This is a genomic window from Nitratireductor lacus (genome assembly GCF_056431025.1).
In genome coordinates this window covers 8,977-21,973 of record NZ_JBWKMB010000002.1, presented here as the reverse complement: position 1 = coordinate 21,973, position 12,997 = coordinate 8,977, and the positions used below count along the sequence as shown (strand labels likewise).

General features: G+C 63.4%; 2 protein-coding genes. Both read right to left on the bottom strand.

Annotated features, from left to right (window positions below; genetic code table 11):
- Positions 1 to 271: 271 nt before the first annotated feature.
- Entirely contained in the window at positions 272 to 4,024 is a 3,753-nt protein-coding gene (locus AC07E3_RS01895; RefSeq protein ID WP_478360141.1) for a TonB-dependent receptor, read from the bottom strand.
- Positions 4,021 to 12,957, bottom strand: a complete 8,937-nt coding sequence (locus AC07E3_RS01890) for a DUF7507 domain-containing protein (protein WP_478360140.1) — start codon at positions 12,955 to 12,957, stop codon at positions 4,021 to 4,023. The genes AC07E3_RS01895 and AC07E3_RS01890 overlap by 4 nt, the downstream gene beginning before the upstream one ends.
- Between the last annotated feature and the right edge of the window lie 40 nt (positions 12,958 to 12,997).

Below are 12,997 nucleotides of genomic sequence, written 5' to 3'. Positions count from 1 at the left end.
TTATTTGGTTGCGGGGGCTCGCAACCACCGAGACCGACACTCGTTGGCTGTAGCCATCTAACCACGTACGTGGCGGCTCCAGAGATTCTATTCTCACGAACTCTTGCCGGGATGTTTCAGCAGGTCAGAACGTCCAACAGCTCGTTTGAAGTTCTGGCCTCCCGTCAAGAGAAGCACTGGTGCGTACGAAACGCCTTGCGATCACCTCTTATGCATTTCAGATGAAGCGCTCGGTGGTTTTGGCCTGGTCCCCAAGCGATGAAGGTCTCCATCAGAACTTACCCACCACGTTGAGGAACACGCCTTCATCGTCAAGCGTCAGGTCCCTGAGATCGTCGGAGAAACGACCAAAATTATACCCGAGGCCCACCTTGAAATTGTCTCCTACATGGCGATAGACCGCCGCCAGTGCCCCGTAGTCCACGGTATCGGCTTCCGGCTGGGCCAGAATCCTGCCTTCAAGCAGCACATCCCATTTCTTGACGAGATGCAGATCGGCGCGAACGATGCCCAGATGGGCGGATGAGCGCTGCCATTCGCTTTCGAAACTCGATCCCGTTCCATTTTGGGTGCGATACCGGACCTGGCTGTAGCGGAAGCCATACTTGCCGCCAATCGAAAGCCAGGGTGTCAGGTCATAAATCACATCCGCCGACAGGATATGACTGCGCTGGGCTGGCGCGAAGGTGTCGCCTGCCGAGCCACTGATGAGCTGGTTATTGCCAGGCAGATCGTAAAGCCAAGTGTACTTGAACAGGGCATTGAGGCGTTCATTGTCGACCGGGCGATAAGCATAGCCGATGGAGGCCTCCACATAGTCCGTATCGGCGTAGGACGTCTCCGGCGACCTTGAATCGGACAAGACAGCATCGATATGGGCCAGCAGCCGCCAGTCCGGGTTTGCCTTCCATCCCAGTCCCGCGGCAAAGAAATATGTGTTCTGGTCGCGCGTGTTGTCGTCAGACCTCTCAACGCGCACCTCGCCGCGAACCCGCGCCGTAATGCCGCGTTCTTCGTCCTTATAACCAAGAGAAAGCGATGGCGCGTAGCGATCGAAATCGGACCGCTGCTTGCCGGACGTATCCAGGGTTTCGTCCCGCACGCGGCCAATCTCCAGACCCGCATCGACGGTCCACATCGCGTCGGGCGTGTAGACTATGCCATAGGTCTGGGTCAACGATGTGCGGTCGCCGAACATGTCATAGGTCGATTCCGAATAGGCCGAGGCGGTGTCTCCCATGCGCCGCTTCATTCCCGCGACGAGCGAACCCTTGTCGTAGCCGAACAGTTCATAGTCACGATCGAGATCGAAAGCGCGATCGGGATCGAGCTTGTAGCCGATATAGTAATGCTGGTCCGTGGTGGGATCGTAGGTCAGGCCGGCAAGGGCCCCGACACCCCGTGTTCCGTAGGATACCTCCCCGGAAAGGCCAACCGTGTCGGTCAGCCGCCACTCGGCTCCGACTCCCGCCCGGTCATTGCGATCGATGTCGCCGGATCGTTCCAACGTGCCCTGGGCAAACGCATAGACGAGCCGGTCATCATCGATCCGGTAGTCGACCCTGACACCGGCATCGAGCCTGGAGCCGTCATAACCCGACTTCCCCGCCGCAATGGCCTTGGGCGACATGAGCTCCGTATAGCTGACACCGAAGGAGATTTTCCAGTATTTGTCCAACTGCCAGCTGACACTTCCCTTGCCGTCGCGCCTGACTTGTCCATTGTCGTCCTTCAGATCATCATAGCTCAGATTGAGGGATGTCTGGTCGGTCAGATCGAGATTGGCATGCGCTCCCCAGACACGCCGATCGACCGTAATGTTGTCGAACAGTGTAGAGAAGCCGGCCTCCTTCTCCTCGTAGTAGCCGCCGATCCGGCCCTTCATATCGGAGCCGACCTCGGCCAGGTCAACTTGGCCTTCCACGCGCCACGCCGTGCCTTCGTCGTTATTCGGGTCATGGGAGCCGCCATTGCTGTTGCCCCAGCTCAAGCCCCCGTCGGTCGACTGCGAGAGATCAAAGCCGTGCCCCTTCGAGCGAGCGATCTCCGCCGACAGCCAGGTGTTCTCGGACTGGCGCAGCATGATGTCGGCACCGTAGGCCTGCTGATCGGCCAGTTCGGTGCTGTCGTCCATGCCGGTGACACCGACGCGGACCTTGTCGTTGAACCAGTGCTGGGCGCGGCCGCCATAGACATAGCCATCAACGTCGCTGGCCACCGGCTCAAACTCGTATTGGACGCTGAGATAAAGCTTGCCGCCACCCAGCGCGCCGTCGCGTACCGGTCCCTCGGTGCCGGTGAGCGAGGAAAGCGGGCGGCGCAGGATGATGACGCCCTGCAAATAGTCGAAGGAATAATCCTCCCCGTAGACGAGCGTCCGGCGCTCGACGACGCGCCCGGTCACCGCATCGCGCGTCTCCACCCGAACCGTTTCCGATCCCTCGACGATATCCTGGCGCTTCAGAAAATAGGCCGAGCCGCCGGTCCCGAGAAACTCCTCGCGCGCCGGCAGCGTGTCGGGCTGCGCCGCATACAGGGTGACCTCGGTGCGCCGCTCGCCGAAGCTGGTAGTGTCTTCGGACCTGTATGCCGCGCTGGCACCATAAAGCGCCCTGTCCGACCGCAGGAACTCCGTGCCAGTGATGCTGGTCTTGTAATTGCCCCACATGACGTGGCTGTCGCCGCGCTCCAGCCTGACGTAGAATTTTCCCTTGGTCGGCGCATCCTCGATGAAGGTCGAATCGTCGCCATACACCGGGTAATAGTCGTCCGGGTCGAGCCGCCTGAGGATCCGTCTCGGATCCTGGCCGTCGAGATTGCGGAAAAGCTGGTCGAGATCATCTTCGCCCGTGTCGGCGGCCGCCGTCAAGAGATACTTACCCTTGATCTTGCCCTTCAGATAGAAAGCCAGGCGACCCTTAGAATAGACGTCGTCATATTCGCCCGGACGAACGGCCTCGATATTGTCGTCCCCCATGCGCTTGCCGATGGTCAGATCGGCAAGGGCGACGTAGAACCAGTCATTGTCGGGAATGTTGATGTCACGGCTGAAGGAAAGCCCGCCGGACTTGGAAGCTCCGTTCACCGCGATGTCGATCTCGTGGTCGCCAGGCGGCAATATGCGCTGCACGACGAACTTCCGCTGGGGATCGGCGGGTATGGTTTCGCCAAGCACATGCACTGAATAGCCCGGCGGCACGTGTTGCCCGTAGATCGTGACGGCTCCACCGCGGACGGGAATGTTGCTCAGGGCCGTGTTGTCTTCGCCCATGCCGGGCGCGACCGCCGCCGCCCGCTGCCGATCGAGCAGAAAGTGTTGGCCGGTGCGCGCTATCGTGCGTGGCTTGGTCTCGTCATATCGGCCTTTGGCGTCATAGACGCGGAGCACATAAGTGAACGCCGCCTCGTCCGGTTCCGGCATGACCCAGGCCGCCTCACCATTGACGGCGACCGGCACCACCGCTACTGGCGCAGTTCCGCGCTTGCCGTCATGAATCCGGATTTCCGCGCGATCAATGAAGGCGGGATAGTTCGCCGTGGCAAGGAACCTAACCTCCTCACCGGTGCGATAGCTTCGCTTCGGCGGCACGGTCGACGCGTTGAGCAGGGTGGCGGTTTCGAGACCATCGAACTTCACCTGGATGTCGACGGCGTCCAAGTCGACATCCGTCCGTCGTTGCCGGTCGACCGGACGGGCGGGCGGGCGCGCTTCTCCAGGGGCGAGCGTTGCCGTTCCTTCCCTTCCGTCTTCGGTGCTCTTGGCCACCGTCTCGCCATCCACACTGATCATAAACGGGATTGCCGGCCGATCGGCAATTGTCTCGGATTCCGTGTTCTCGCCGGACGGCAAGGTTGCCACCGAGCTGTCGGCGACAACCCTTCCGTCCGCCGTGCCGGCGGTTTGGGCTTCCGCCGAGGCCACCGCCAGAAGAATACTCAAGGCAGTGCCGGCCATAAACAGGGAGCGCCGCTCGAGTTCCAGGGCGGGCCGGCCAATGCCCATGGCAGTGATAAGCGTTCTCATTGCCCCGTCTCCACGCGCGTCTCGATGTTCAATGGATAGTTCCGCCGCTGCCGCCGCCATCGCTCGGCGATCAGCTTCTTGATGTGGCGTATCCTTGCCGTAGCGAATTCCGGGTCAGAGCTGTCGTCTATGTAGGAGAGGCGCAGCACCGAACGCTCCCGCGACAGAACCTCGATCAGCTGGTCGACGCCCGCGGCCCAGACCTCCGACAGCTCCACCTCGCCGGGGACGAATGCCTCGTCTCTCAGGTCGAGACGGACGACACGGCCGATCGATGCGCCGAAGTTGAGCTCCGTCATCTTGCCCGCCGTCAACCGCACGACACGCGGGTTCTCGGTGGTCAATCGGAAGCCGGTCGGCAGTGTTCTGGTATCGAGCTTCATGATGAAGTTCGACCCGATGCGCTGCTCCGGCAGATCCGCGCAAGCAACGTGGAAGCGTCCGTATTTGTCGGTCGTGATCAGCCAGCCCTTGACGGTAGCGATCCGAACGCCGGGCAGGCCCGGCTCGCCCTTGTCCTGATAGCCGTTGCCGTTGCGGTCGTCGAAGACCTTGCCGATGATGTCGCCGCAGTCGAATACCGGCTCGACGATGATCTCGACAACGGCACGCGCCGGCGACGTCAGATCCTCGCCGTCGGGGCCAATCACACTCGCCAGGTTGACGTGTTCGCCGGGACCGGCCGTGCTCAAGGCCAGGAGCCTCAGGCGGATTTCCACCTCGCCCCCGCTACCGGGAACGGTCAGATTTGCAAAACGGATCTGCCGTCCGGCGATCTCGGGCGTCACCTCCGTGCCGTTCACCGTCGCCGAGCCGTCCACATAACGGAAGCCGGAAGGCATGGTGTCGATCACGGTGACGCCGGATGCCTGCGAGACGCCGTTGTTGGTCACCTTGATGGTGAAGGGCGCCTGCTCGCCGCGCCTGATGAAGCGCAGATTGGCGACCTTGGTCACCGTGATGTCGCTCACCGGCACGGGAAGCGTCAGGGTGGCCTCGCTCTCGTTCGATTCAACCGGCGTGCCGGTCACGCGCGAGCCGTTGGCGTAGCCGATGGCGGTCGCCGTGTTTTCAACGCCATCCTCAATGCTTGCTCCGTTCTCGACATCGCCCTGGAGCAGAGTGTAGGTGGCATTGAACGCCTGCGCCTCTCCCGGTACCAAAGTCACGGCTTCCGGGGTGAAGGCGGACAGCGCGCCCTTCGCTTTTCGACCATCGAACGTCGGACCGGGATCCTGCGGGTTCACATCCTCCAGCGGTACGTTGCCGGTGTTGGTGATGATCAGGGTGTAGCGAAGCTGATCGCCTTCATTGGCGAAGCCATTTCCATCGACATCACTGAATACGCCCTGCTTTTCGATCAAGAGACCGGCCCGCGGAAGTTGCACGGTGATCGTGTCCGGCGGGCTTTCCACCGGCGGATCGTTCGGATCCGGCGGCGTGCCGACACCGGTCGCTGTGTTCTCCACCTGGCCGACGTCGATATCGTCCTGTGTCGGCTGGTAGGTCGCCGTGAAGGTGAAGCTGTCGCCCGGCGCCAGCGTCTGCGGTCCTTGGTCGAGCGACACGCCGGCATTGTCGAGCAGCGGATCGTCGACGGTCACGCCGGTCAACGTCGCATTGCCGGTGTTGGTCACCAGGAACGAATAGGTGATCGTCTCGCCGAGATCGATCAGACCGTCATTGTCGAGATCGTCGAGAACGCCGGTCTTTTCGATGGTCAGGCCGGGCGTATCGTCCGGCGGCACCGTCACCGTGTCCGGCGGACTCTCGACCGGCGGGTCGTTCGGGTCCGGCGGCGTGCCGGTGCCCGTCGCCGTGTTCTCGACGCGGCCGGCATCGATGTCGGCCTGCGTCGGCTGATACGTCGCTGTGAAGGTCGTGCTTCCACCGGGCGCCAACGTCTGAGGTCCGGGCGTTACCGATAGTCCGGCGTTGGTGAGCAGCGGGTCGCTCACCGTCACATCGGTCAGCGTAACATTGCCAATGTTCCTCACCCGGAACGAATAGCTGATGCTCTCGCCAGGATCGATCAGACCGTCGCCGTCGATATCGTTCAGCGTGCCTGTCTTGTCGATGGTGAGGCCGGGCGCATCGTCCGGCGGCACCGTCACCGTGTCCGGCGGGCTTTCCACCGGCGGCTCGTTCGGATCCGGCGGCGTACCGGTGCCTGTCGCCGTGTTCTCGACGCGGCCGGCATCGATGTCGGCCTGCGTCGGCTGATACGTTGCCGTGAAGGTCGCGGTTCCGCCGGGCGCCAGCGTCTGCGGCCCGGGCATCACCGACACGCCGGCATTGGTCAGCAGCGGATCGTTCACCGTCACGCCGGTCAGCGTCACATTGCCGGTGTTCCGCACCACGAAGGAGTAGCTGATGCTCTCGCCCGGATCGATCAACCCGTCACCATCGAGATCGTTGAGCGTACCGGTCTTGTCGATCGTCATGCCGGGCACATCGTCCGGCGGCACCGTCACCGTGTCGGGCGGGCTCTCGATCGGCGGATCGTTCGGATCCGGCGGCGTGCCGGTGCCCGTCGCCGTGTTCTCCACACGGCCGGCGTCGATGTCGGCCTGCGTCGGCTGATAGGTCGCCGTGAAGGTCGCGGTTCCGCCAGGCGCCAGGGTTTGCGGCCCGGGCGTCACCGATAGTCCGGCATTGTCAAGCAGCGGGTCGCTCACCGTCACGCCGGTTAGCGTCACATTGCCGGTATTCTTCACCAGGAACGCATAGGTGACGGTTTCGCCGGGATCGATCAGACCGTCACCGTCGGCGTCGTTCAGCGTGCCCGTCTTGTCGATGGTCAGGCCGGGCGTGTCGTCCGGCGGCACCGTGACCGTATCCGGCGGGCTCTCGACCGGCGGATCATTCGGGTCCGGCGGCGTGCCGGTGCCCATCGCCGTGTTCTCCACAGAGCCCGAATCGATGTCAGCCTGCGTCGGCTGGTAGGTCGCCGTGAAGGTGAAGCTGCCGCCCGGCGCCAAGGTCTGCGGTCCCTGGTCGAGCGACACACCGGCATTGGTCAGCAGCGGGTCGTTCACCGTCACGCCGGTCAGCGTCACGTTGCCGGTGTTCCTCACCAGGAACGCATAGCTGATGGTCTCGCCGGGATCGATCAGCCCGTCGCCGTCGACGTCGTTCAGCGTGCCCGTCTTGTCGATCGACAGGCCGGGCGTGTCGTCCGGCGGCACGGTGACGGTGTCCGGTGGGCTTTCCACCGGCGGATCGTTCGGATCCGGCGGTGTGCCGGTGCCCGTCGCCGTGTTCTCCACACGGCCGGCATCGATGTCGCCCTGGTTCGGCTGATAGGTCGCAGTGAAGGTGAAGCTGCCGCCCGGCGCCAGCGTCTGTGGCCCCTGGTCGAGCGAAATCCCGGCATTGGTGAGCAGCGGGTCGTTCACCGTCACGCCGGTCAGCGTCACATTGCCCGTGTTGGTGACCAGGAACGAATAGCGGATCGTCTCACCCAGATCGATCAGACCGTCATTGTCGAGATCGTCGAGCTCGCCCGTCTTGTCGATAGTCAGGCCGGGCGTGTCGTCCGGCGGTACCGTCACAGTGTCCGGCGGACTCTCCACTGGCGGGTCGTTCGGGTCCGGCGGCGTGCCGGTGCCCGTCGCCGTGTTCTCGACACGGCCGGCATCGATGTCCGCCTGCGTGGGCTGATAGGTCGCCGTGAAGGTCGCAGTTCCACCGGGCGCCAGCGTCTGCGGTCCGGGCGTCACCGATATTCCGGCATTGATGAGCAGCGGATCGTTGACTGTCACATCGGTCAGCGTCACATTGCCCGTATTGGTGACCAGGAAAGTGTAGTTGATCGTCTCACCGAGATCGATCAGCCCGTCGATGTCGTTCAGCGTGCCGGTCTTGTCGATGGTCAGGCCGGGCGCATCGTCCGGCGGCACCGTCACGGTGTCCGGCGGGCTTTCCACCGGCGGATCGTTCGGGTCCGGTGGCGTGCCGGTGCCGGTCGCCGTGTTCTCCACCGAGCCCGAGTCGATGTCGGCCTGCGTCGGCTGATAGGTCGCCGTGAAGGTCGCGGTTCCGCCGGGCGCCAGGGTCTGCGGTCCGGGCATCACCGATATTCCGGCGTTGGCGAGCAGCGGATCGTTCACCGTCACACCGGTCAGCGTCACATTCCCGGTGTTCCTTACCAGGAACGAATAGGTGACGGTTTCGCCAGAATCGATCAGCCCGTCACCATCGCCATCGTTCAGCGTACCAGTCTTCTCGATCGACAGGCTAGGCGCGTCATCCGGCGGCACCGTGACTGTGTCGGGGGGACTTTCCACCGGCGGCTCGTTCGGGTCCGGCGGCGTGCCGGTGCCCATCGCCGTGTTCTCCACACGGCCGGCGTCGATGTCGGCCTGCGTCGGCTGGTAGGTCGCCGTGAAGGTAAAGCTGCCGCCCGGCGCCAGCGTCTGCGGACCCTGGTCGAGCGAAACGCCGGCACCGGTCAGCAGCGGGTCGTTCACCGTGACGCCGGTCAGCGTCACATTGCCGGTGTTGGTGACCAGGAAGGAGAAGGTGATCGTCTCGTTCAGATCGAGCAGGCCGTCGCCATCGAGGTCATTGAGCGTGCCTGTTTTGTCGATCGTCAGTCCTGTCGCATCGTCCGGCGGCACCGTCACCGTGTCGGGCGGGCTCTCGATCGGCGGATCGTTCGGATCCGGCGGCGTGCCGGTGCCGGTCGCCGTATTTTCCACCGAGCCCGAGTCGATGTCGGCCTGCGTCGGCTGATACGTCGCCGTGAAGGTGAAGCTGCCGCCCGGCGCCAGCGTCTGCGGACCCTGGTCGAGCGGAATCCCGGCATTGGTCAGCAGCGGATCGTCGACCGTCACGTCGGTCAAGGTCACGTTGCCGGAATTGGTGACCAGGAACGAGTAGCTGATCGTCTCGCCCGGATCGATCAGGTTATCGCCGTCGAGGTCGTTCAACGTGCCGGTCTTCTCGACGGTCAATCCGGGCGCCGCGCCGACATTCCTGAACACGCATTGAAGATCGGACTGCGGCCTGACATTGCCGCCGGGAATGGTGACCGCAGGCGTGGCGAACGTCCCGACCGTCGCCGGATTGCCGGTGTTGCCGGCGTTCTCGTCGGTGCAGACGGCCGTATCCAGCGCCCATTCGTCCGGAATGGCTTCGCTCAGAACCACATCGGTCCCCGGCATGGCGAAATAGGTCTGGGAGGATATGGCGGTGTCGGGCTCGGCCGTCGTCAGGCTCGTGCCGGCCACCGTGGTGCCGTTTTCGCTCCGGACATTCTCGAAGGTGAAATCGAAGCTGCCGGTTGCCTCGGCGCTCACCTTCTGCACCGTCACGCAGGACGGGCGAACCCACAAACCGAGCGCGATGTAGTCGGCCGGGTTGACGTTGGTCGCGTTGATCTGCAGCGTGCTGACCAGGTCCTGCGAATTGCCCGTCAGCGTGACGGCCTGACGGTAAGGCGTCCCGGTATAGGACAAACGCCCGGTGCCGGGATTGTATTGCAGGTCGCCGGCAGTCTTGCTGAAATCGGCGGGCGTAGCCCCCCCGTTTGCCACCACCTGTATCACCGGGTTGTAGGCAGCTCCGTCGCTTGTCGTATTGACGTCGATGACGCGGAATTCGAGCCACTCGGCAGGAACGGGCTGAGAGAAATTGATCGTCCAGCCGAAATTGCCGCCCGACGTTGCCCAACTGTTGGTCGCAGGCCGATAGGTCAGGGACCCTGTACCCGAATAGGACGCATTGGAGGGGAACGGCGACAGCGCAAAACTTCCCCCTCCGCCGACCCGCACCGGCGTGCAGGCACCCGAGACAGGCGGTTCGTCTTCCTGCGTATCCGTATCGCTGGCCTGGTTGTTGTCCGGATTGGGATCGACAGAGCCGGCGGGCATCGTCACCGTCGCTGTATTGGTGAGGGGGCCGGTGTAGGTATTGGGTATGCCGATTGTCAGCTCGAACGTTACGGAGGCTCCGACGGGCAGGCTCACCGGCGCGTCGACGATCGGGCCCGTGCCGTCGGTTACGCCGCATATGCCGCCATTGGTCGGGTTGCCGCAACTCCAGGTCGCCTGCGTAACACCCGCGGGCAAAGGATCGTTGACCAGCGCACCCTGCACGCCGAAGGGACCGTCATTGCTGACCACAATCGTATAGGTGGTGTCAAAGCCCGTGACATATGTGTCGGAGCCATCATCCTTGGTGATGGCCAGATCGGACGGGAAGTTCAGCGGCGTGGTGGCGCATTTGGCGCCGTCATTGTTGCCCGAGCCCGGCAGGTCGGAAATCAGCGTGGCAGCGCCGGTCGTCAGATCGAACTGATAGAAACCGCCATTGTTGTTCGAGCCGAAGACGCCGTTGCTGGCGCCGAACATGCCACCGAACGGACCGGTGGTTCCGGTGACGCCGACCGCCGTCACGTTGCCGTTAGCCGGATTGATCGCATACAGCCTATCGTCGGCGACGGCCGTGTAGAGCAACCCGTTGTGCCAGGCCATGTCCAGGGTCGCGATTCCCTGGCTCAGAGCGGAGGACGTGGCCGTCATCGTCTCCAGATCGATGCGATAGAGAGCTCCACTTGCCGCCACGTAGTAGGTGCCGTCCGGGCCGATCTCGCCGGAGACGCTGTTGACCGGGAGGCCTGCAACTGTCCCCAGCTCGACTACACTTCCGTCGCTACCGACGCGAACCACCGTGCCGGGCGCCGGCCCGCGGAGACCGTAAATGTAGCCGTCGGTCGGATGCATCGCGATGGCATTGTAATTGATCGATGACGCCGGCCCGACGGGGTTCACCAGGAAGGGATTCGAAGAGGTGGTGAATTCGAAGAGCCCGGTCGGCTGGTTCTGCGCCAAGTACATCCTTGCATCGCACATGCCGAAGGAAGGCTGGCCCGTGTCGGTGTCCGTCGCAGTGTTGTCGGAGGTGTCGACGTCCGGCGAACCGGCCGGGCTCGTGACCGTCGCCGTGTTGACGAGATCGCCGGCAAAGCTCGCCGGCACCGTCATCGTCAGCTCGAAGGTAACGGAGGCGCCAACGGGCAAGCTCACCGACGCATCGGCGATCGCGCCCGTGCCGCTGGTGAGGCCGCATATACCGCCGCCGGTCGCCGCGCCACAGGTCCATTCCGCCTGGGTTATGCCGGTGGGCAAAGCGTCGTTGACGAGCGCGCCCTGCACACCGAAGGGGCCGTCATTGGTGACGACGATCTGGTAAGTTGTGTCGCCGGGCACTTGGAGATCGCGGCCATTGTCCTTGGTGATCGCCAGGTCGACCGGGAATTCGAGCGCCGTGGTGGCGCATTTGGCGCCATCATTGTTGCCGGAGCCCTGCAGGTTGGAGATCAGCGTGGCTGCGCCCGTCGTCAGGTCGAACTGGTAGAAGCCACCCCCATTGTTGCCGCCAAAGACACCGTTGCTGGCGCCGTACATGGCGCCGAACACACCATCGACGCCGTTAGCGCCGAGCACCGTAATAGCACCGCTGACCGGGTTGATCGCGTAGAGCGGACCCGCAGCAAGGGGAGCCGTGCCGTAAAGCAAGCCATTGTGCCAGGCCATGTCGGAGACGTTTATCGACTGCGACAACGGAACGAGCGTAGCCGCCATCGTGGCCGTATCGACCCGATAGAGCGTCGCATTGGCGCCGTTCGGCTTGATGTAATAGCCGCCATCCGGCCCAATCTCACCAGCGTTGTAGCTTACGTTGGGCAATCCGGCGACCACGCCCAGTTCCACAGCGCTGCCGTCGCCACCGATGCGGACCAGCGTGTTGGTCGGGGTCCGCATGGCATACTGGTAATTGTCGGTGGGGCTGACGGCGGTAGCGTTGTATTGGAAACCCGCAGCAGGGCCAGCCGCAGCGACCTGGAACGGATTGGAGGACGTGTCGAAGCGGAAGAGCTGGGTCGGGTTGTTCTGCGACAGATACATCGTCGCATCGCACGCGCCGAAGGAAGGCTGCGGCGGCGACACAGCATCCGTGTCACTCGCCGTGTTGTTGCCCGTGTCAGGATCCGGGATGCTGCCCGGCGCTACAACCGTGGCGGTGTTGACCAGCGTGACGCCGGGATACGTCGGAGGCACGGTCAGCGTCAGCGTGTAAGTAACCGAGGAACCTGCTGGCAGGTCCGCCGTGGTGTTGATCGCGCCGGTCCCGCTGGCCGCGCCGCAGACGGCGCCGCCAGTAGCCCCGTCACAGGTCCAATTCGCGTTGGCGATGCCGCTCGGCAGCGGATCTTCGATGGAAGCCCCGATTACGTTTTCCGACCCTGTATTGCCGACGACAATGCTGTAGGTGACGTTGGAACCGCGCGTGAACGTCGTCGCGCCGTCGTCCTTGGTTATCGAGAGATCGGCTTCCCAACCTTCCAAGACGATATCGTCCATCAGGAAGTCATTGCCGAATACCTCGGTATTGGCATTGTTGACCCGCAGATTGACCGATGTCGTGCCGGGGCCGGTCCTGAAAACCACCTGGCGGTCCACCCAGACGCCTGGCGCCTGCCATGGCGCATTGACCGTGTCGACAATTGTTAGGGAACCGCCGGCGTTCGCCGTCACCACTTGACTGAGAACCGGGTCGCTGACCGTATTGAGGCGGCTACTCCGATAGGAGAAGGTGTAGGTCCTGTTCGGCTCGACCGGGATCGCGGTCACGTTGCGCCACACAGCCTCCCCCGATGCATAGGGGCAGGTATCCGTGTTGTGGTGAAGCATATGCGTCGGGTTGAGATTGGTATCGAGGACGATGCGGCCGTTGAGACAAGGATCGAAGATAGTCCAGCTTCCGTCGGCCGTGCTCGTCGCGGTCGGTAGTTGGCCGTTGGTCGTGCCGAAAGTTTCGTGGAAAACCACCTGCGCCTGAGCGCCCGTGGCCAATGCCGTCAGCGCGAAGAAGGACGCGATCAGCACCGCCGCCGAATATCGGAAGCACCGCGCAAGAAGATGCACCGCCGAGAGACGCTGCTCGGCGTGGTGTAAAACCCGACCG

What these genes read in the sequence shown, in the direction of transcription:
- AC07E3_RS01895 (WP_478360141.1), bottom strand. Translation starts at nt 4,024, where the DNA reads ATGAGAACGCTTATCACTGCCATGGGCATTGGCCGGCCCGCCCTGGAA.